Raw genomic sequence first — 257 nt, forward strand, 5'->3', positions numbered from 1 at the left:
GGGTTTGAAACCATAAGCTCAAGTCATTTATCCGCGGGTCAAACTCGAAGAATTACCCTTGCGCGGTTATACTTACTGACGCCTGAAGTGACGCCATTATGGTTACTTGATGAGCCATTCACCGCACTCGATGTTGATATGGTAGTCCGCATGGAAGACCGATTGCGCGATTTTGCTCATGAAGGCGGGGCGATATTAATGACCAGTCACCAAGTAGTCGGCGTTGCCAATCAAGTGCTCGATTTGTCCGATTACAT

At 47.9% G+C, this 257-nt stretch carries 1 protein-coding gene; it reads left to right on the top strand.

The features are described from left to right. Positions 1 to 257, top strand: a 257-nt coding sequence (locus tag AAEY98_RS22490; protein ID WP_502959664.1) for an ABC transporter ATP-binding protein, incomplete at both ends; no start/stop codon positions are given.

It is taken from the genome of Shewanella sp. AC91-MNA-CIBAN-0169, from assembly GCF_040310165.1.
Taxonomy (GTDB): Bacteria; Pseudomonadota; Gammaproteobacteria; order Enterobacterales; family Shewanellaceae; genus Shewanella.